We start from the raw sequence: 21,050 nt of genomic DNA on the forward strand, positions 1-21,050 counted from the left end.
GATGCTCAGCCGCTAAGGGCATCCACTCGCATTTCCCACCGAAGTTGCCGATAAGCCGATCGACGTGACGCTGACAGACGAGCCGCTCTTAGCGTTCCGCTCGAACTGCAAACCAATGAGTGCACGCGATACCTGTTCGCAACGCCGCGCCGATTCTCGCCAGCCGCTCGCCGCTCGCCGGGCATCCGGCGGCACGCGTGGTGTGGCAGCCAATCAGGGATTACACCCATGCAAACGTTGTGCGCCACGAATACGCGTTCAATGCGTCGCGGGCGGCAGGAAAGCCGCTATGATGAGCACGGCTGTCCGAAAAAGCCGGATCCATGTCCGAGTTTTCGTGGTCGCCGGATGCGTCAGCAACACGCTCAATCGCAGGTGATCCCAGGAATGTCAGAGACCGGCGCGATGCACGATCACTTTTACGCCGAAGCGCACATATGCCACGCGGCGCTAGCGGCAGCGCCGTATGGCATGTTCATCTGCAATGCGGAGGGCACGTTCGAGGCGGTCAACGCCGCGTTCGAAAAGCTGACCGGCTTCACGGCTCACGAACTGGTCGGCCGGCGCACTATTACGTCGCTGCACGATCCCGCGGAACTCGCGCGGCGCGCCGGTGAGTTGCCGCCGCTTGCCACGGTGACGTCGCGCTACGAAGGCGAATGGACCTATCTGCGGCGCGGCGGCCCGCGTATCCGCGTGGTGGTAGCGCTCGCGCCGTTCGCTGCCGACGCCCTGCGCTCCAGCCCAACGGGTTGCCGACCCGCTCGCTACGTGGGCACCGCAATCGATATGACGCGGTATGCGCAATCCGAGGCGCGCCTCTGGTATGTCGCTCATCACGACGGCGTCACCCGTCTGCCGAATCAGACGCTCTTCACCGAACGCCTCGAACTGATGATCACGCGCTGTCAGCGCAATCGCTGCGGCTTTACCGTGCTGGTCGCCGAACTCGACCATCTGCGCAAGCTGCGCGACGCGCTCGGTCTGCATGCGGCCGAGCTCGTGCTGCAGATCGTCGGCGAGCGCCTGCGCAGTCTTTTTCCGAACGACGGCACCATCGCGTCGCTCGGCGGCACACAGTTCGCGCTGCTTATCAACGAAACCGGCGCGGCGGCGGACGCGTTCGCCGCGGAAGCGCTCGGTCGCATCGCCGAAGCGATCGATTACGCCGGCACGCCGCTGAATATCACCGCGAGCATAGGCATCGTCGCCTATCCAGCCGACGGCGGCGACGCGCCCACGCTGATGCGGCGCGCGGGTGTCGCGCTGTCCGCGGCGTCGGCGGTAAGCGGCAATGCTGTCAGGCGCTTTTCCACTGCGCTCGAAGGTCAGGCGGCGCGGCGCTTCGAACTGGAAACCCTGCTGCGCGAGGCCGTCGAGCGTCAGCAGCTGCATCTGGTCTATCAGCCGCAAGTGACGCTTGCCGATGGACGTATTGCGCAAGTCGAGGCGCTGTTACGCTGGGATCATCCGCAACGTGGTTGCATCAGTCCGGCGGAGTTCGTGCCGGTCGCTGAAGAGGCGGGTCTGATCGACCCGATCGGCGAATGGGTGATTCGCACCGCCTGTCGTGACGCCGGCAAATTGCTGCGGCTGACCGGCACGTTGCCGCGCTTCGCCGTGAACGTGTCGCCGCAACAATTCCAGAAGCAGAATCTGTTTGAAACGATCCGCGAAGCGCTCGAAGATGCGGCGCTCCATCCGTCCTATCTCGAAGTGGAAATCACTGAAGGCGCGTTGCTCGGCGATACCGAGCAGGCGTTACACACGCTGCATCGGCTGCGCGAGCTGGGCGTGGAAGTCGCCGTGGACGACTTCGGTACCGGCTATTCGAGCCTTGCCTACCTCACGCGCTTTCCATTGAACCGGCTCAAGATCGACCGCTCATTCGTCGTGCGCATGGGCAGCGATGCACAGTGCGCGGCGCTGGTCGGCGCAATCATCGCGATGGCGCACGCGCTCAAGCTGCGGGTGACGGCGGAGGGCGTCGAAACCGCCGGGCAGGCCGCACAGCTCGAAGCGCTGGGTTGCGACGAGGCACAAGGCTTCTGGTTCTCGCGCCCGCTGACGGTGGCCGCGCTGCGCAATCTTCTCAGGCCGCTCGGCTGGCCCTGACGGTTACCGGAAGAGCGTAGCGTTCTCACATCGCCCCTCCGGTTGCGAGTCTTCAATCCTTAAGACGGTGGAGCGCGTTGGCTCGATGCACCGCGTGCTTGCCGCTTTTCTCGCTTTCCACCTCGTATTGCGGTTCGTCCTTGGAGGCGGCGACAGCGTGGCCGTCCACCGTTGTGTGAGTAGAAATGACACGCACCACCTTGCCGTGTGTCATGCCTTGCGGTGTGTTCCAGCTGACGCGGTCATGGACTTTAAAATGCTCACTCATCTCAGCGCTCCTGTGCGGATTAAAAAGGCGTTCGAATCATTCGGTTAATACCTTTGCGTTCAACGCGTTACACGATGTCTCAGTGTTCGATCGAGACCGTGTGACGGTTTTCGCAAGCATCGTGCCGCTTCGTTGTCGAACGGATTCGCGGGAACGTATCCTGCTTTTGCACGTCAAGACAATTGAGTGATGCAGGAGGACGAAGCCGGATGAACGATAACTTTTCTCGTCTGTTGCATTTCCAGCCGTCGCTACTGGTGAGCCTCACGCACGACGTGCTGCACATCGTTCTTGCTGTCGCCATCATCGTGGTGGGGTGGTGGGTGTCGAATCGCGTGGGCGTGATGTTTGCCAAGGCGCTGGCGCGCACGCATGCGGATCCGACGCTTGCGCCAATGCTCGCCGCGATGGGCACCTGGGCGGTGCGAGTGCTTGCGTTTGTGGCGGCGCTTAGCGAAATCGGCATCGCAACGGCCAGCGTGCTGGCCGTGCTCGGCGCGGCAGGTCTGGCCATCGGTCTCGCGCTGCAGGGCACGCTGCAAAATATCGCAGCCGGCATGATGCTGCTGATGCTGCGGCCGTTCCGTGTCGGCGACGTGATCGAGGGCAGCGGCGCGGCCGCCGGTATCGTGCGCGAGGTGGGCCTGTTCACCACGCGCATCGAACGTAGCGACGGCAACGCCGTGTTCGTCCCGAACAGCCAGATCTGGAGCAACCCGGTGATCAACTACAGCAGCGGTGGCACGCAGCGCATCGAGGTGGAGGTGGGTCTCGCGCAGCGCAAGGACGTCGACGCCGCAATGGGTGAGCTGAAGAAGCTGGTCGCCGACGAGCCGCGCGTGTTGACGGGCTCGACGCTGGCACCGGTTATCAGCGTGGCGGACTACCCGGACGATGGCGGCGCGACCTTGCGCATCGCCGCGTGGGTGCGCTCACCGGACGCGTCGTTGACGAGCGGCGATCTGCACGAACGCGCCCAGGCTGCGCTCGAGCAGGCCGGCTGTGCGGTGGCGGCCTAGCCGGCGCTGCCTCCCCCAGTGAGGCACCCCGTGCAAATGGGATCTCGCCCGTGCCTGGCGCGCGCCTTTATAATCGTATTCTTCTTTACATGTTCAACCCAATTCGCTTGATCGACACATCTGCAACCGCCGGCCGTTCTACGGGTGAAGAGGGCGGCGTATCTGGCGAAGCGCCTCAGGCTGCGCACGTCCTCGCGGCGGTGCGCGCGTCCACCGCGCGACGCCACGAACTGCTGCATGAAATCATGCCGCTGTCGGTCGACAGCGTCGAACTGCACGACTACCTCGCCCACCTCGTCATTCTGCGCCACTGGCTCGAGCCGCTCGAACCGTGGCTCGCTAGTTTCGACGACGGGCCGCAAGCGCCCGCGCATCGTGCGGCACGGGTCGCTTCTGACCGGGATGCTCATTCGTTCGCTGATTCGACTGCCGCTCGCTCGCCGGTCATTCCGCATGCGAACCCGGCTGCGCAAGGCATGACCCGACTCGCATTGATCGCCGCCGATCTGGCCCACGAGTCGGTCAGTGCGCGCGAGCGTGCTGACCTTGTGTCGTTGGTCAGCGCTGCGCGTGGGTGGAGCGGCGTCGAAAGCGCGGCATACCGCTGGGGCGTCTGCTACGTGATCGAAGGTTCCCAGTTGGGCGGCGCGGTGCTCTACGCGAAGCTGAAAGACCGTCTCGCGCCGCATCCGCTTGGCTATCTGAGCGCCGGCCGGGCCTCGCTCGGTCCGCGTTGGCAGGCGTTCGTGCGCGCGATGTGTGATGAAGTGCAAGGGGCTGCCGGCGTCGAGGAAGCGTGCCGCGGCGCGGCCGACGCGTTCGACCGCCTGATCGAACTGGCCGGGACGGCGCCGCGCGCGACGCGCGCGATCTGCGCGAGCGCGGACTGACGCGCCCGAGACACGCCCGAGACACGCCCATGGACAGCCGCCATCACGATCCGTCAATGGCCTCGCACGAATTCGATGCGGCGATCGCGTTCGAATCGCTACCCGAGGCCTATCTGATTCTCAACCGCCGTTACGAGATCCTGCTTGCCAATGCGCGCTATCTCGATCTGATAGGCCAGTCGCTGAGCGACCTGCGCGGCAAGTCGATCCTCGACGTCAACCAGTTCGGCACCGCCGAGCAGCGCGACGCACGTCGCGCGTGGCTGATGACCGCGTTGCGTGACCTCACGGTCGGTGAATCGAAATGGTCGCCGCTGTTTCGCTACGAAATGCCGGACCGCCGTCACGACGAACCCGATGCGGACGACCCGTCTGGCGAGCGCGTTGCCCGTTACTGGAAAATCAAGGCAAGCCTCCTGGGCTCGCGGCACGGTCAGGGCGGCAATATCGCGCTGCGTGTGAGCGAAGTTACCGAGCGCGTGTCCGACTACGAACGCGAACAGCGCGAGCGGGCCAAGCTGCGCTCGCAGGCGCAATTGCGCCAGCTGCTCGCGGACGAAGCGAAGGCGCAGTTGCGCGACAGTCAGGAGCGCTTCCAGTTCGCACTTGCGTTCTCGCAACTCGGCGCGTGGGAACTCGATCCGGGCAGCGGTGTGATCGAATGCACGGATCAGTGCAAGACCAACCTTGGCCTGGGACCGACGTCGACGCTCACGGAGCAGCGGCTTTTCGAAGAGATCGTGCATCCGGAAGACCGTGCCCGTCTTCGCGACGCGATGAAGCAGGCGTTTGCCGGTCAGGATCATTTCGAAGTCGATTTCCGCATTGGCTGGGCGAGCGGCTCGATCCGCTGGATTCTGGTGCGCGGTGTCGGGCGCTTCTTGCCGGATGGAGAGTTGAGTTCGGTGATCGGCTTTACGCTCGACATCACCGCGCGCAAGGAGGCGGAACTCGAACAGCGCGAAATCGCCGCCTCCGAAAAGCGCGCGCGCGAGCATAGCGAGCGGCTCACGATGGCAATGGACCACTTCGTCACGACGGTCAGCCACGAGTTGCGCTCACCGCTTTCGGCGATCATGTCGTGGACCGACCTGCTGCAGCGCGCGGCCGACCCGTCGCATGTCGCGCGCGCCACCGGCGTCATCAGCCGCAACGCGCGCCAGCTTTCGCACATGGTCGACGATCTGCTCGACAGCGGTGCGATCGTCACCGGCAAACTCTCGGTCAATCTGAAGCCGGTCGATCTGGGCGCGCTTGCCGGGATCGTCGCTGAAGACATGCGCATGCATGCCGAAGCGAAAGGTCTTCAACTGATTGCGGACGATCTCGCGTCCGCTACCGTGCTCGCCGACGAAAGCCGGATGAAGCAGGTCGTGTGGAACCTGGTGTCGAACGCGGTCAAGTTTACGCCGCAGGGCGCGGTGGAACTGACGGTGCGCGCCGTCGGCGAACGGGTCGAACTGGCTGTGCGCGACACAGGCATGGGGCTCGATCGTGAATCGCTGGGACGCGTTTTTGAGCGCTTCCAGCAGTTCGGCGCTGACGGTTCAGGCCGGGTGGCCGGCCTCGGTCTGGGATTGTGGCTGGTGAAGAATCTGGTGGATCTGCATCGCGGCACGATCAGCGCCGAGAGTCCAGGGCCGGGGCAGGGCGCAACGTTTCGCGTCACGTTGCCGGCGTATCACTAGGTGCTCGCGTCAGCGTTGTTCCTACGTGTGACTCACGCCGTGCGTAAAGGCCGCGCTCGTGTGGTGAAAGATGTTACGCGAAGTGAGGCGAATGGGCCGCCGATAAGTCCTTTTGAACAGCGGCGTTCATGGAAGGCGAGGCCGCGGCGTGCAGGCGTCGCTTCACGCAGGCCGGCTTAACGCGGATAAGGCGGCGGCTCGTTCAACACGGCCCAGAACATGCCCAGGTCGTTGATGGCGGCCATGAAGTCGTCAAACGCGACGGGCTTCACCACATAGGCATTCACGCCGAGATCATAGCTGCGCAGCAGATCGGTTTCTTCCCGCGACGAAGTCAGCATCACCACCGGAATCCGCTTGAGTTTGTCGTCGCCGCGTACGGCTTTGAGTACCTCGTGGCCGTCGATCTTCGGCAGCTTCTTGTCGAGCAGAATCACCGCCGGGTTTTCTTCCGCGCGGTCTGCCCACGGTCCTTCCCGGCGCAGGTATTGCAACGCCTCTTCGCCGTCGCGCAATGACACGACCGGGTTGGCCAAACGCGTTTTTTCCAGCGCGATCAGCGTGAGTTCGACGTCGTTCGGATTGTCTTCCACCAGCAGGATGGGTCTCAACACGCTTTTTCCTTCATTTCGATTCATCTTTTGACTCCTTCGGCACCGGGCGGAAACGCTTGCCCGGTGACAACGCCGTGAGCCGCGCTACCGCGGCCGCAGCAGACTCTTCACCCTGACTTGCATCGGCAATGAACACGTGAGGCAGCGAAAAGTACAGCGCCGCGCCCTTGTCCATTTCACCGATTGCCCACGCTTTGCCACCGTGACGCTCGACAATCCGTTTCACGCCCGCTAACCCAATACCCGTGCCGCTGAATTCCTCGATGCGGTGCAGGCGCTGGAAGACGCCGAACAGTTTGTCGACGTAACGCATGTCGAAACCAACGCCATTATCCTTGACGAAAAAAACATCCTGGCCCGCCAGCTCACCTTCGCCCGGATAGCGGCCAATCTCGATGACGGCCTGCTTGCGGGTAGCAGTGAATTTTACAGCGTTCTCGATCAGGTTACGGAGCACGACGTGCATCAGTACCGCGTCGGCAGTGACGTGGCCGAGCGGCTGGACGTGCCACGCAATCTCGCGACCCGGCGCGTCCTTGACCTCGTCGGCGATCAGCGCATCGACCATATGCTTCAGATCGACCGATTGCGGACGCAGCGCAGCGCGACCCATCTGTGAGAACGCCAGCAGATCGTCGACGAGTTTGCCGCCGAATTGCGCCGACGAAATGATCCGCTCGACGAAGTGGCGGCCGCGCTCGGAAAGCCGCTCGCGTTCCATGTCACGCAGCAGATCCGCGAAGCCGACAATGTGCCTCAGCGGCGCGCGCAGGTCGTGTGAAACGGTGTATGAAAAGCCTTCGAGTTCCTTGTTCGCGCGACCGAGTTCTAGTGCGAGTTGCGCGAGTTCCTCGGCACGCCGCAGCACGATGCCGAGCAGCGCCGTGCGGAATTCCACGGCGATTTCCAGTTCGGCGGGCCGCCAGGCGGGCGAGCGGTCGCGCACGGTATCCGTCCACACATCGAAGCTCTTGCGCGGCGACAGCGAAGCGGACAGGCTCGCCAGCTTGGCGCGCGGATCGCCGGCCCATTTGATCGTCTGGACCACTTCCTTGCGGAACCACAGCACATAGTTGCGAAACAGCTTGGAAATCGACACGGCGAGCAGCCCCGCGTAGTCCGGTGCGGCCTGTAGAACAGGGCAGGCTTCGGACAGCGCGTCGGTGTGGAAGGTGTCGTCGACCTGGGTGTCGAGCCATTCCACCAGTTTCGTGATCTCCGGTTCGGTCGGCGTCGTGCCGACCAGCAGCACGCGCCCGTCGAACACGATCGCGGCGCCGTCCGAAGCGGTCAGCCCGAGCAGATCTTTCGGATCGTTCGCGAGCGCATCCGCGAAACTTTCCGTGTTGGCCATCGCGGCGAGCAGACGTGCGAGCGTGCGGCGCAGTTCGAGCCGGTATTCGGCTTCCGCGTGTTCCTCTTTCGCTTCGATCTGCAGCGACAGCACCTGCGCGATGTGTTCGCACGCGGTGCGGACTTCGAACGGCGGCACGCGCGCGCTGTCGTGATGGCATGAAATGAGGCCCCACAGCTTCCCGCGCACCACGATCGACATCGACATGGACGACAGCGTGCCCATGTTTTTCATGTACTGCACGTGCACGGGCGAGACGCTGCGCAGCGACGCGTAGGTAAGGTCGGTCGGCTGCCCCGTTGACGGATGCCGCGGTGGAACGAGCGGAGCAGGCTGATAGGAAGCGTCCGCGATCAGGCGGATGCGGTTGCGCACGTACAGCGCACGCGCCTGAGCCGGAACGTCGGAACCGGGAAAACGCTGGCCGTCGTACGACGCGTAGCCGGGCTTCACGTGTTCGGCGATCACGTGGCCGCTGCCCGTGTCGTCGAAGTTGTAAACCAGTGTGCGGCCATAACCGGTGATGCGCTGCACTTCGTCCGCGGCAAGTTGCGCGAGACCTTCGACCGTCTCCACATCCTGCAAACGGTTGATGAAGGTGCGCACGAGCGGATACATCGACGAAAATATGTCGAGCGTGTCGCGCGCCGGTTCCAGTTCGACAATGGCAGCGCCGCGGTAGCGATGCACGATGACCGCGAAGGGGTTGTCGAGCGATGCCAGTGTTTCGTGCGTTGCGCCGCTGCTCGCGCGCAGACGGTCCATTGAACCGACGTACAGTGGAATGCCTTCTTCCTGAAGCGATGCGAGCGCGTGAACGATGCGCGTGCTCCATTCGTCGCCGACGATCTGCGCGAGCGGTTGACCCAGCACACGTTCGGCGGAAGTAGCGGTCAATTCCGAAACGTTCGCGCTGGTCTGGAGCACGGTGCCGTTCTCGGCGACGCTGAACAGGAAGCCGTGCGGCTGGATGCCGCCGGGAATGTGGATGGGTTCCCTTGCACAGTCGGCTTCGACTGGTGAGGACACGGACGTTGTCGGGTCTGCCATGCGTGCTCCACAAACGGTATCCCGTATTTTCGCATAGCAGATGAACGCGCGTGCGCGTCTTTACTGAAGCGGATGGGCGAGGAAAAAGCGCACCATTTCGGCGGCGGCATCGGGACCGGTCGGATCGGTGTAAGTGCCGCGCTGACTGCCGCCCGCCCATGCATGACCGGCGCCGTGGATTTCCCAGTACTCCGCCTCCACGCCATTGCTCGCCACGCGCTTGTGCAGCGTATGGCCACGCCGGCCACGTGCCGCCGCCGGCGGAATATCGACTGTGGTGACTTCGGTGTCGAACGGCGCGACGAGCGCTGCGGCATTCGTCGGACTCACGGTATGATCCGCGTCGCCATGAAACACAATCAGCGGACGTTGCGGCGCGCCGCCGTCGGGTGCGCGCTTCAATTTGCCACCTTTCATTGCAGCGAGCGCCGACGGTAAGCCGTTTGCACAGCCGTATGGCAAACCTGAGTGCACGCCGGCGGCCGCATACAGATCGGGCGACGTCTTCAGCATGACGTCCGCCATCGCGCCGCCGGCCGACAGACCTGCCACATAGACGCGCGCCGGGTCCACCCGATAGCGCGCCATCACCTCGCGCGTGATGCCCGCGATCAGCGACGGTTCGCCCTGTTCGCGCTGTTGGTCGCCAGGCTTGAACCAGTTCCAGCATTTCGACTGGTTTGCCGATTGCGGCTGAATCGGGTAGACGACAAGCAGCCCATGACGCTCAGCCTCGTCGTTCATCCGGGTGCCCGCAGCGAAGTCGTCGGCGTTCTGCGTGCAGCCGTGCAGCATCACGACGAGCGGCGACGGCTCGCCCGTGTAGCTTGCCGGCACGTAGAGCCGGTATTGACGCTGCCCCGCGCTGTTGCTGAACGTGTGCGTGCTGAACGTGCCGGGCGCTTCGGCGTCGCTTTTTGCGTGTGCACCCGGATGGAAGCCGGATGCTGGCTCAGTCACGGTCTCCGGCTGCCATTGCGCATCGACCCACGCTTTCGCGTTTGCCCAGGCGTCGTCCATGCCGGGCGGATGCTGCGGCGCGCCCCGCTCATGGCGCGCCGGTCCGGTGCCTGGCGCCTCGCGTCCGTGAGCGCCGCCCGCTAGCGCGCGCTGCACCGCGGCCGTGGCTTCTTTCGGGCCTCTCGTGCGCAGCAGGTCGAACGCGTCTTTCATCGACTTCAGGAAATCTTCATTCATGTTCATGGCGGTATCGGTTGTCCTGGGTGGCGGCGAGGCGCGTGCATGGCGACATGCGGCGCTCTGGCCGTCGGATTGATTGAACGGTGCGCCTAACTGATGCGGCCGGCAAGTGCAGCCTTCACTGCGGGCGAAGCGTGAAACGCGCCTAGCACGACAACGGATGCAATCGTGGCCGCCGCGAGTTCCGGCGGTACGTCGACGGCGATGCTGGCGAGTCCGAGCACATGGATATCGAGTTGTTCGTTCGCCGCCTGCGCGGCTTCGAGGTCCTGTCGCGTGAAATGCTGCAAGCCCAGCACGAGTGCGCGCCGCGTGACGGTTTCCGTGACGACCTGCGCATGCGCCGCGAGCTGGTTGCGGATGGCCGTGCGGATCAGGTCGGTGCGGTTCGAGTAAAAGCCTTCCTCGACCAGCAGATCGATCTGACCGAGGTCGACAGGACCCAGGTTGATTGTGATTTTTTCGGTCTCGCCGCCCTTGGGGCGGGAGGTTTCGATCAGGTTGAGTTTAGGCACGTGCGCTCCTCGGCAGACTCTGGATGGAATCTCCATGCCATCCAAATAACATCCAATGGGATGGTTATACGCCGTTGGTCCTGCTAGGGCAAACGAAAAATAAAGGGCAGGAAGGCTGCGACTGGCGACGGCGGCGCGCAGAAGTCGGGCAGCGAGGGAGCGGGGCGACGCCTGGTGAAGGTAGAGGGCGCGATGCGACGACGGACAGTGCGCTCGCGCCATTCGCTGGCGGGCGCACACCAACATGCATTGCTCAGGAGGAGGTGGGCTGCGATCCGGCGCGAGGGAAGCGCCGGTTGCCGTGCGTGGAACGTCAGTCAGCTGCCGGTCGTGCTGGCGACGTCACCTTGGTTTCAGAAACACGATTGTTTGGGTCGGGTCCTGCAATAGACGGTCAATGCCGGCGAGTTCCCAATCTGTCCATCTTTCCCGGATATAGTCCGGCGAGATGGAGGTGTCGCCGTACGTAATTTCTCCGTCCACGGCTTCACGATCATGTGGCAGGAATGCGAAGCCGCGTGTGGCGTGATCGTGCTTCTGCTGTTCCATGTCGGGAAGGCCAAACACGGCAGCATGTTTGTCCCAGTAAGCGCCGGGGCGCACGGTCACCACCATCAGTCCGTCGGGTGCGACATGCCTGCGGCACGCGGCCAGCGCCGCATCGGCCGCCCGCTCTGAAAGATGGGTGAACACTGAGAACGCATAGATCAGCGAGAACTGCTGCCCTGGAAACGGCAAACTGGTCGGCAGGTAATCCGACAATGCGATGTTGGCGCGGATATGGTGGCCGTCGCAGGCTTCCAGCGATTTGTGCCATGGATCACAACCGAACAGGTTTTCCGGACCGACGAGCGACAGCATCACGCGCAGAATGCGCCCCCATCCGCATCCGTAGTCGAGCGTCGGCAGGTTCGATAGCCGGCGTCCCGTGTACTGCAGAAAGCCGTCCCGGACCGAGCGCACGAAGCCGCATGTCTGCAAAAGCAGGTCGAGGCCGTGGCTGCCCGTCCAGAATTCCTGAACTTCGTTCGACGCCATGCTCGGAAGGTAACGACGAAGCAACGGGTAACGGGCGGGTATGTCCATCAGCAGCGCGCCGACGGTGTCGACAGGCAGATCACGAAGCGCTGCGAAGAGCGCCGGTTCACCTGATTGGGCAGCACTTTCCAGTTGCTCCCAGATCTCGTGCTCTGCAAGAAGCTGAAGCCGTTGGCGCTCTCGTTGGGCCAGCCAGTCTTCGTATCTGTCGGGAATGATCATGGCGTCTCCGTTCATGGGGTCCGCAGGATTGTAACCGGCAGATTTCGCACGCAGAGCGGCCCTACATCAAAACGATGTCGTACTGCTCCTGGCTCAGATTCGACTCCACCTGCAACGACACCGGCTTGCCGATGAAATCGATCAGCATGGCCAGGTGCTGCGATTCCTCTTCGAGAAAGAGGTCGATCACCTGCTGTGACGCCACCACGCGAAACTCGCGCGGATTGAACTGGCGCGACTCGCGCAAAATCTCGCGCAGCACGTCGTAGCACACGGTACGCGGCGTCTTGACCTGGCCTTTGCCCTGGCAGACCGGGCACGGTTCGCACAGCACATGCGCGAGCGATTCACGCGTGCGCTTGCGTGTCATCTCCACGAGACCGAGTTGAGAGAAACCATTCACCGTTACGCGTGTGCGATCGCGTGACAACGCCTTCTTCAACTCGCCGAGCACCTGCTCACGGTGCTCGACATTTTCCATGTCGATGAAGTCGATGATGATCACGCCGCCCAGATTGCGCAGCCGCAATTGCCGCGCGATCGTATGCGCGGCTTCGAGATTGGTCTTGAAAATCGTGTCGTCGAAATTGCGCGCGCCCACGTAACCGCCGGTATTCACGTCGATCGTGGTCATTGCTTCGGTCTGGTCGATCACGAGATAGCCGCCCGACTTCAGGTCCACGCGGCGCGACAACGCGCGCTGGATTTCCGCTTCGATGTTGTACAGATCGAAGAGCGGCCGCTCGCCGGTGTAGTGATGCAGTTTCGCCGACACCGCCGGCGTGAACTCCGCCGCGAAATCCGCGAGCATCTGATACGTCTCGCGCGAATCCACCTGAATGCGCGACGTCTCGTCGTTGACGAAATCGCGCAGCACGCGTTGCGCCAGATTCAGGTCCTGATACAGCAGGCTGGTGGGCGGCATGCGCTGCCCTTGCGACAGGATCGTTGCCCAGGTCTTGCGCAGATACGCAACGTCGCCGGCCAGTTCTTCGCTGGTGGCATCTTCCGCGATGGTTCGCACGATGTAGCCGCCTTTCTCGTCGGCGGGCAACACGGCGGTCAGGCGTGCGCGCACGGCTTCGCGCTCGGCCTCGCTTTCGATCTTCTGCGAAATGCCGATGTGCGGTTCCTGCGGCAGATAGACGAGCGTGCGCCCGGCAATGCTCACCTGCGTGGACAGCCGCGCGCCCTTGGTGCCGATCGGGTCTTTCACGACCTGCACCATGAGCGTCTGACCTTCGAAGACGATCTTCTCGATAGGCTGATGCGGCGTTTGATGCTGTGGCTCGCCGGCAATGCGTGGATGCCAGATGTCGGCGACATGGAGGAACGCGGCGCGCTCCAGACCGATGTCGATGAAAGCGGACTGCATGCCCGGCAGCACGCGTACGACCTTGCCAAGATAGACATTCCCGACCCGGCCGCGCGACAGTGTTCTTTCGACGTGAAGCTCCTGGACTGCGCCTTGCTGGACGAGCGCGACGCGCGTTTCCTGCGGCGTGACATTGATCAGGATCTCTTCATTCATGGTGTTGTTCTAGAAGTCGATGCGCACTGCACGCAGAAGGGCAGCGGTTTCAAAAAGCGGCAAACCCATGATACCTGAATAGGACCCGTCAATATGCTCGATAAACTCCGCCGCGCGTCCCTGCACACCGTATGCGCCAGCCTTGCCGAGCGGCTCGCCGCTTGCCGCATAACGACGGATCGCGTCCGCGTGCACCGCAGCAAAACGCACTTTCGAAACGGAGAGTGCGGCGGGCAACAATGTACCGTCCGCGTCGACTACGGCGATCGCCGTCAATACTTCGTGATCGCGTCCGGCGAGGCGCGTGAGCATCGCCATGGCGTCGTCCGCATCGACCGGCTTGCCGAGAATCGCGTCGTCGATGGTGACGGTTGTGTCCGCAACCAGGATTGGCCGCGCCGCATGGGCGCCGGCCACGAGGCGCTCGCGCGCGGCATGCGCTTTCGCGACGCAGACGCGTTGTACGTAGTCGCGCGCGCGTTCGCCAGGCAACTCGGCTTCGAGGGCTTCGGCATCTTCGTCCGGACGCGGCAGCAGCAACTCGAAACGCACGCCGAGTTGTTGCAGTAGCTCCTGGCGGCGCGGGCTCTGCGAAGCAAGATAGACGAATGGATGCAGCGGGGCTGGCATGGACATGGATGAGTCTCGATTGAACGACGATGGCGAAGGCAACGAGGGGGCGGGCGCACGCTTGCTTCGGCGGGACAGCGAACGGCAACGGCTTGCCAACAGCGTGCGCGGGTTGTCTCGATCGATGCGCGCGGACATGCCGGCGGTTGAAGCACGACGTACGACAAGATAACCGTGCCGCAGACGCTCGACGCGCTGCTGGCCCGATTCATCAGAAGCTCGGACGCACTTGGCGCGCTTCGGCCGCCTTGACGCGTCCAGTGCACCGGGCGGACTTGGGAGCCATTCGGCGCATTCAGGCGCATTCAGGCGCACCAAGCGCACCAAGCGCACCAAGCGCACCAAGCGCACCAAGCGCACTCACGCGCGATGATAGGGGTGATTCTGCGTGATGGTCCACGCGCGGTAAAGCTGTTCGGCGAGCAGCACGCGCACCATCGCGTGCGGCAGCGTCAGGCTCGACACTCGCAGCAGCATGTCGGCGCGCGCTTTCAGGTCGGGGTCGAGGCCGTCCGCGCCGCCAATCAGAAACGCAACGTCGCGGCCGTCCTGCTGCCAACCCGGCAGCGCAGCGGCGAGCTGCATGGTGGTCCAGTCCTTGCCGCGTTCGTCGAGCGCGACGATGCGCGCGTTCTTTGGCAACGCGGCCTCGATCTTCAGACGCTCGGCGGCCATCACGCTTTCAGCCGGACGCCCCGACGAACGTTGCTCCGGTTTGATTTCGCGTAACTCGATGCGCAGCTCGGGCGGCATGCGCTTCGCGTATTCGTCGAAACCCGTGGCGATCCAGTCCGGCATCTTGTGGCCGACGGCGAGTATGTGCAGTTTCATGGCTTGAGCAATGACACGCGCGAGCAGGAACGCAACGGCGCATGGACTGGCGAACCGGTGACAATGGCGAACGCGGACTCAGTGCCGCATGTCACCACCCGCCGGCACTCACCGGCGCTCGCGCGCTTACTTGCGACGCGCCGGCGACTTGCGCGCCGGTTTGGCGGCCGGTGCTTCGTCGTCTTCGTCTTCTTCGTCCGACTCGCTCGAACGCGCACCGCCGAACGGGTCGGGCGTGGACAGCTTCACACGCACCGGCTTGTCACCCCAGATTTCTTCGAGGTTGTAGTACTGGCGCAGCGCCGGTTGCAGGATATGGACGATCGCGTCGCCGCAATCCACCAGCACCCATTCGCCGATGTCCTCGCCTTCGGTGCTGACGATGTCGCCGCCGGCTTCTTTCACGCTTTCCCGCACGCTCGAAGCGAGCGCCTTGGTCTGGCGATTGGAGGTGCCGCTCGCGACGATCACGCGATCGAACAGCGCGGTCAGGTGGCTGGTGCTGAACACCTTGATGTCTTGCGCTTTGACGTCTTCGAGAGCGTCGACGATCACGCGTTGCAGTTTGCGAATATCCATGGGGTTACCGGTGGTACAAATGATGTTGAAGAATATAGTCCCACACCGCGGCGGGGACATGGCTTGCGGCCTGCGTGTGCGGCTGTGCCGGCAGCGCGGAATGCGGCTGCGTTGATTCGTGGGCAGCGTCCTCGTCGTTCGTGGCCAGGCTTTCGCCGTGCGCGTAAGCGAGCCGCTGGCCGACCTGCTCGCGCAGATGCGCGCGAATATCGGTGGCCGAGATGTCGAACGCGAGGGCCGTGTCGATCAGTAAATGGCCGCATGGGGTGCCCCGCAATACTTCGGCACTCGCACGGCGCCTGTCGATTTCCTCTGCGACCGCGGACGGGATCGACGCCAGATCGAAGCCGGGACGCGTGGCCGCGCCGATATGCGCGAACTCGAACAGGCGCCGCCAGTCGCGCCACGTATCGAGATGCACGAGCTGATCGGCGCCGATCAGCAGCACGATCGACGTATCCTGACCCTCACGCTCACGCCATAACTGCAGCGTCTCGATCGTGTAGGTCGGCCCGACGTGATCGATCTCGTCTGTTGCGACACGCACCGTTACGCCGGGCAACAGGAATTCGCCGGCCGCCGCGCGGGTCATCGCGAGCCGATGCACGGCCGGCGTAACGTCCGCTTTCTGCCAGGGCTGGCCGGCGGGCAGCAGCACCAGCTCGGTCAGTTGCAGCACCTCGGCGAAGCGCCGTGCGAGCGCGAGGTGGCCGTCGTGGATCGGGTCGAAAGTGCCGCCTAACAGTCCGATCCGGCGGGACAAGGCGATAGGGTGAGCGTTTGGCTTCAGGTGATGATCCTTTGTCGTATCGACGCGATGGGCGGTAATGGCTCGGAAAGCCTTATACCCAGTCACGTGGCACGAGAAAATCGCTGTAAAGACGCGCTTCCGGGGTGCCCGGTTCGGGATGCCAGTTGTAGCGCCAGTTCACCACAGGCGGCATGGACATCAGGATCGATTCCGTGCGTCCGCCGCTTTGCAACCCGAACAGTGTGCCACGGTCGAAGACCAGATTGAACTCGACGTAGCGACCGCGACGGTACGCCTGGAAGTCCCGCTCTGCCTGGCCGTACGGAATGTTGCGGCGCTTTTCGATGATCGGCAGGTACGCCTCGAGGAATCCGTCGCCGACGCTTTTCAGCATGGCGAACGATTGATCGAAGCCCGGCGCCGAAAAATCGTCGAAAAAAATCCCGCCGATGCCGCGTGGTTCGTTGCGGTGCCTGAGGAAAAAGTACTCGTCGCACCAGCGCTTGAAACGCGGATAAAGGTCCGCCCCGTAAGGCGCGAGCGAATCGCGGCACACGCGGTGGAAATGCTGCGCGTCTTCTTCGTAACCGTAATACGGCGTCAGGTCCATCCCGCCGCCGAACCAGAACACCGGCTCTTCACCGGGCCTCGTGGCAATCAGCAGCCGCACGTTCATATGCACGGTCGGGCAGTGCGGATTGTGCGGGTGCAGCACGAGCGACACGCCCATTGCCTCGAAACCACGTCCGGCCAGCTGAGGCCGCGCTGCGCTCGCCGAGCCGGGCAACGTGTCGCCGGCCACGTCCGAAAAGCCGATGCCCGCGCGCTCGAAGAATTGGCCGCCTTCGAGAATGCGCGTGCAGCCCCCGCCGCGCAGCGCTTCGCCGGGTGCGCGCTGCCACGCGTCGGTTGCGAACGGCGTGCCGTCGAATGCGCCGAGCGTGTCGGCGATGTGCGTTTGCAGGCCTTGCAGCCAGCTGCGCACGGCGTGTGCGTCGTAGGTCGAATCGGTCATGAATGCAGATGCAGAGGGCGACACGCTCGTCGTGCCGCAGGTTCTTCGTGAAGACATTGCCAGCTGACCGCCGCTGGACTGGCGACCGCAGGGCCTGGGACCCGCTCCGTCGTCATGCATGGTCCCAAAATCCGCAGCGGATACGGTGGCGCGGCGGCCGCCATGCGCGCGCTGAACGGCGCTGCGCAGGGCTGACCTCGACAGGAAATCAGAATGGCAACCGCTCGCGCAACGCGGGCTGCGCAGCAGCGGCCGCACAAGACTGCGGCCATGCGATCCGCTCATTGCCGCCGGCAAGCTTCATCGATGCCCGCAGTGTAGCGCCAATGGCGCCGCACGCAGGTTGCGCTCGACGGACCTTAGTGTTTGCCTTCGGCCTTGGCGTCGTGTTTGCGGTTCAGCGCGCGGTAGCCGATATCGCGGCGATACTGCATGCCGTCGAACGAGATCTGGTTGATCGTCTCATAGGCGATGGACTGCGCGCTGCGCACCGAATCCGCGAGACCCACCACACACAGCACACGTCCGCCCGACGTGGTCAGCTTGCCGTCTTTCAGCGTTGTGCCGGCATGAAACGTAACCGAGTCCGCCGTTTCCGCCGGGATGTCGTTGATGCGGTCACCTTTGCGCGGCATGTCCGGATAGTTATGCGCGGCGATCACCACGCCGAGCGCGGTGCGACGGTCCCATTCGAGTTCGACCGTATCCAGCGTGCCTGCAATAGCCTGTTCGACCACCTTCGAATAGTCGCCCTTCAGACGCGCCATGATTGGCTGCGTTTCCGGATCGCCCATGCGGCAGTTGAATTCGAGCGTTTTCGGGTTGCCCTGCGCGTCGATCATCAGACCTGCATACAGGAAGCCGGTGTAGCGGATGCCTTCCTTCTCCATGCCGCGCACGGTGGGAAGAATGATCTCGCGCATGACCCGCGCGTGCAGTTGCGGCGTGACGATAGGGGCGGGCGAATACGCGCCCATGCCGCCGGTGTTCGGGCCCTGATCGCCGTCGAGCAGACGCTTGTGGTCCTGGCTCGACGCGAGCGGCAGCACGTGCTTGCCGTCCACCATGACGATGAAGCTCGCTTCCTCGCCCGTGAGAAATTCTTCGATCACGACGCGCGCACCGGCGTCGCCGAGCCGATTGTCCGACAGCATCATGTCGACGGCCGCGTGCGCTTCTTCCAGCGTTTGCGCGACCACCACACCCTTGCCGGCCGCGAGACCGTCGGCCTTGATTACGATCGGCGCGCCTTTCGCGTCAAGATAAGCATGCGCGGCGGCGACGTCGGCGAACGTTTCGTATTCGGCAGTGGGAATGGCATGGCGCTTCATGAAGGCCTTGGCAAAGTCTTTCGAGCTTTCGAGCTGGGCTGCTTCTCTGGTCGGCCCAAAAATCTTCAGACCGCGCGAGCGGAACAGATTGACGATGCCCGCCGCAAGCGGCGCCTCCGGCCCGACCAGCGTGAAGGCCACCTGTTCCTTCTCGGCGAAATCGGCAAGCGCGGCCGGCTCCGTGATCTCGATATTGCGCAGACGCTCGTCCTGAGCGGTGCCGCCGTTGCCAGGTGCAACGTAGACGAGTTGAACCCGTGGCGATTGCGCGAGCTTCCATGCGAGAGCATGTTCGCGACCGCCGGAACCGACGACGAGTAACTTCATGTGAATCCCCGAAACTAAAAAACCATGACGGCCGAGGCAACCCGCCCAGCCGCGAAAAACAGACCCACGCCCAACCCAACGCCGCGCGCCGCCGGGGCGCGCACACCGCTCATTCTTCCGCGATCGAGGCGTTTGTATAGACTTCCTGCACGTCGTCCAGATTCTCCAGCGCGTCGAGCAGCTTCTGCATCTTCACCGCGTCGTCGCCGGTGAATTCGACTTCCGTCTGGGGTTTCATCGTGACTTCCGCTACCTCCGCCTTGAAGCCTGCGGCTTCGAGGTCGGCCTTCACCTTCGGGAAGTCGTTCGGCGGGCACAGCACTTCGATACTGCCGTCTTCATTCGTGACGACGTCGTCCGCGCCGGCTTCGAGCGCGGCTTCCATCAGCTTGTCTTCAGCGGTGCCAGGCGCGAACAGGAACTGGCCGACGTGGTCGAACATGAACGACACGGAGCCGTCCGTGCCCATGTTGCCGCCGTTCTTCGAGAACGCGTGACGCACTTCCGCGACCGTGCGCGTGCGGTTGTCGGTCATGGTGTCGACGATCACCGCCGCGCCGCCGATACCGTAGCCTTCATAGCGGATTTCTTCGTAGTTCGCACCGTCCACGCCGCCGACGCCGCGCTGGATCGCGCGATTGACGTTGTCTTTCGGCATGTTGGCGTCGTACGCCTTTTCGACGGCGAGGCGCAGGCGCGGGTTCGAGTCGATGTCGCCGCCGCCCATGCGCGCCGCAACCTGGATTTCCTTGATGAGCCGCGTCCAGACCTTGCCGCGTTTGGCGTCGGCCGCTGCTTTCTTATGCTTGATGTTGGCCCATTTCGAGTGACCCGCCATACTTTTCTCCATCGCGCACGCCGGCAGGGCGCACGCATAGTGCAATTGTCGTTGCGATCGCCGGCGCGTACGCGTGTTCGCGCGCCTCGATGTCAAACCGCCTGGTGGAACTGTGTCGGCCCGACCACGTCCGGGCGAGCGGCACCGGAGGCCGGCAGCGCGGTTTAAACGGGACGACGCGGTCAGCGGCGTTCAGCCGCTCAAGCAGGCGCCAGACGGGAACGCGTTACCCGCATTGATGCGCGCTTTCGCTTTTGCGTTGTTGCGTTGTTTCGCTAACCCGGCAGGTCCCGCATCACGGCGCGATGCGCCGGGCGGTGGTGCAGGCCGGGCCGCTCAGGGAAAGCGACCCAGGCTGAGCCGCTCTTGAACGGATGCGAATTTTATCACGCCGCGACGGCGCGGCAGAGGGAGAACGAGCCGGAAAGTGCGTGAAATGGAAGCAGAAAGTGAGCGGAGTTTGCGTTGCTGCCGTGCTTCGCCGATGTTTCCAGCGTATGGCTTGCGCGTTGCCCCAAACCCTGTCAGTTTTTCGTGCCGAACAGGCGGTCGCCCGCGTCGCCGAGCCCCGGCACGATATACGCGTGCGCGTTCAGGTGCGAATCCAGCGAAGCGACATACAGCTTGACATCGGGATGCGCGTCCTGAAACACCTGCACGCCTTCGGGCGCGGCCACCAGCGCGAGGAACAGGATATTCTCGCCCGCCACGTTGCGGCGCTTGAGCACGTCCACCGCGTGCACGGCGGAGTAGCCGGTCGCGACCATCGGATCGCACAGGATGAACACGCGGTCTTCGAGGTCCGGCAGACGCACCAGATACTCGACCGGCCGATGATCGTCCGCGCGATACACGCCGATATGGCCCACACGAGCGGACGGCACGAGTTCCAGCAAGCCGTCCGACATGCCGATGCCGGCGCGCAGCACCGGCACGATTGCGAGTTTCTTGCCGGCGATCACGGGCGCGTCGATTTCGACGAGCGGCGTGTTCAGGCGGCGCGTGGTCATCGGCAGATTGCGGGTGATTTCGTAGCCCATCAGCAGCGTGATTTCACGCAGCAGTTCGCGGAATGTGCGGGTCGAGGTGTCCCGGTCGCGCATGTGCGACAGCTTGTGCTGGATCAGCGGGTGATCGAGGATGAAAAGATTGGGAAAACGGCTGTCCTGAGTCATGGCGGGGGCGCAAACGGCGGCTAGAGGGATCGGTTCGGCGTGCGGCGAGCCGGAAAAGCTGGCTGGCGA

19 protein-coding genes are annotated in these 21,050 nt (G+C 63.7%); 4 read left to right on the top strand and 15 right to left on the bottom strand.

Features of this window, described 5'->3' with window-relative positions:
- Positions 1–387 precede the first annotated feature (387 nt).
- The gene (locus tag AAGS40_RS04320) at positions 388–2,115 is read left to right on the top strand and encodes an EAL domain-containing protein (protein WP_345813427.1); all 1,728 of its coding nucleotides are present in this window, start codon (positions 388–390) and stop codon (positions 2,113–2,115) included.
- Between the two features lie 52 nt (positions 2,116–2,167).
- On the opposite strand, the gene AAGS40_RS04325 is transcribed toward AAGS40_RS04320, so the two are convergent.
- Positions 2,168–2,383, bottom strand: a complete 216-nt coding sequence (locus tag AAGS40_RS04325) for a DUF2945 domain-containing protein (RefSeq protein WP_345813428.1) — start codon at positions 2,381–2,383, stop codon at positions 2,168–2,170.
- Between the two features lie 209 nt (positions 2,384–2,592).
- Here AAGS40_RS04325 and AAGS40_RS04330 point away from each other — a divergent pair, with 209 nt between their 5' ends.
- The 3 genes from AAGS40_RS04330 (at position 2,593) to AAGS40_RS04340 (ending at position 5,980) form a co-directional block, all read left to right on the top strand.
- Positions 2,593–3,402, top strand: coding sequence for a mechanosensitive ion channel family protein (locus AAGS40_RS04330; RefSeq protein ID WP_345813429.1), 810 nt, complete (start codon positions 2,593–2,595; stop codon positions 3,400–3,402).
- 89 nt (positions 3,403–3,491) lie between these two features.
- Positions 3,492–4,292, top strand: a complete 801-nt coding sequence (locus AAGS40_RS04335; protein ID WP_345813431.1) for a biliverdin-producing heme oxygenase — start codon at positions 3,492–3,494, stop codon at positions 4,290–4,292.
- A gap of 29 nt (positions 4,293–4,321) precedes the next feature.
- Positions 4,322–5,980: an ATP-binding protein gene (locus AAGS40_RS04340; RefSeq protein WP_345813432.1), complete on the top strand. Its 1,659-nt coding sequence runs from the start codon at positions 4,322–4,324 to the stop codon at positions 5,978–5,980.
- A 176-nt stretch (positions 5,981–6,156) separates the two neighbouring features.
- Here the strand turns inward: AAGS40_RS04340 and AAGS40_RS04345 are convergent, their stop codons facing one another.
- The 14 genes from AAGS40_RS04345 to upp all read right to left on the bottom strand — a co-directional run bounded on the left by AAGS40_RS04345 (position 6,157) and on the right by upp (position 20,981).
- Complete coding sequence (locus AAGS40_RS04345; RefSeq protein ID WP_345813433.1) at positions 6,157–6,594, bottom strand: response regulator; 438 nt, start codon at positions 6,592–6,594, stop codon at positions 6,157–6,159.
- Between the two features lie 10 nt (positions 6,595–6,604).
- Positions 6,605–8,998 carry an ATP-binding protein gene (locus tag AAGS40_RS04350; protein WP_345813434.1) on the bottom strand — a complete coding sequence of 798 codons (2,394 nt, stop codon included), beginning with the start codon at positions 8,996–8,998 and terminating at the stop codon, positions 6,605–6,607.
- A gap of 60 nt (positions 8,999–9,058) precedes the next feature.
- Entirely contained in the window at positions 9,059–10,201 is a 1,143-nt protein-coding gene (locus AAGS40_RS04355) for a PHB depolymerase family esterase (protein ID WP_345813436.1), read from the bottom strand.
- A gap of 86 nt (positions 10,202–10,287) precedes the next feature.
- Positions 10,288–10,713 (bottom strand): CopG family transcriptional regulator, encoded by a 426-nt coding sequence (locus AAGS40_RS04360; RefSeq protein ID WP_345813437.1) that lies wholly within the window; start codon positions 10,711–10,713, stop codon positions 10,288–10,290.
- A 342-nt stretch (positions 10,714–11,055) separates the two neighbouring features.
- On the bottom strand, positions 11,056–11,973 hold the full coding sequence (locus tag AAGS40_RS04365) for a class I SAM-dependent methyltransferase (RefSeq protein ID WP_345813439.1): 918 nt from the start codon (positions 11,971–11,973) through the stop codon (positions 11,056–11,058).
- Positions 11,974–12,034: 61 nt separating this feature from the next.
- A complete protein-coding gene (gene rng / locus AAGS40_RS04370) occupies positions 12,035–13,504 on the bottom strand; it encodes a ribonuclease G (RefSeq protein WP_345813441.1) in 1,470 nt (489 codons plus the stop codon).
- A gap of 9 nt (positions 13,505–13,513) precedes the next feature.
- Positions 13,514–14,140: a Maf family protein gene (locus AAGS40_RS04375; RefSeq protein ID WP_345813442.1), complete on the bottom strand. Its 627-nt coding sequence runs from the start codon at positions 14,138–14,140 to the stop codon at positions 13,514–13,516.
- Between the two features lie 354 nt (positions 14,141–14,494).
- A complete protein-coding gene (gene rlmH, locus AAGS40_RS04380; protein WP_345813444.1) occupies positions 14,495–14,965 on the bottom strand; it encodes a 23S rRNA (pseudouridine(1915)-N(3))-methyltransferase RlmH in 471 nt (156 codons plus the stop codon).
- 126 nt (positions 14,966–15,091) lie between these two features.
- Positions 15,092–15,544: a ribosome silencing factor gene (gene rsfS / locus AAGS40_RS04385; protein WP_345813445.1), complete on the bottom strand. Its 453-nt coding sequence runs from the start codon at positions 15,542–15,544 to the stop codon at positions 15,092–15,094.
- Between the two features lie 4 nt (positions 15,545–15,548).
- Positions 15,549–16,307, bottom strand: a complete 759-nt coding sequence (locus AAGS40_RS04390; RefSeq protein WP_345813447.1) for a nicotinate-nucleotide adenylyltransferase — start codon at positions 16,305–16,307, stop codon at positions 15,549–15,551.
- Positions 16,308–16,386: 79 nt separating this feature from the next.
- A complete protein-coding gene (gene hemF / locus AAGS40_RS04395; protein ID WP_345813449.1) occupies positions 16,387–17,310 on the bottom strand; it encodes an oxygen-dependent coproporphyrinogen oxidase in 924 nt (307 codons plus the stop codon).
- 359 nt (positions 17,311–17,669) lie between these two features.
- The gene (gene purD / locus AAGS40_RS04400; RefSeq protein WP_345813450.1) at positions 17,670–18,968 is read right to left on the bottom strand and encodes a phosphoribosylamine--glycine ligase; all 1,299 of its coding nucleotides are present in this window, start codon (positions 18,966–18,968) and stop codon (positions 17,670–17,672) included.
- A gap of 109 nt (positions 18,969–19,077) precedes the next feature.
- Positions 19,078–19,806: a YebC/PmpR family DNA-binding transcriptional regulator gene (locus AAGS40_RS04405; RefSeq protein WP_345813451.1), complete on the bottom strand. Its 729-nt coding sequence runs from the start codon at positions 19,804–19,806 to the stop codon at positions 19,078–19,080.
- 524 nt (positions 19,807–20,330) lie between these two features.
- On the bottom strand, positions 20,331–20,981 hold the full coding sequence (upp, locus tag AAGS40_RS04410) for a uracil phosphoribosyltransferase (protein WP_345813452.1): 651 nt from the start codon (positions 20,979–20,981) through the stop codon (positions 20,331–20,333).
- Positions 20,982–21,050: the final 69 nt, after the last annotated feature.

This window comes from Paraburkholderia sp. PREW-6R (genome assembly GCF_039621805.1).
Taxonomy (GTDB): Bacteria; Pseudomonadota; Gammaproteobacteria; order Burkholderiales; family Burkholderiaceae; genus Paraburkholderia.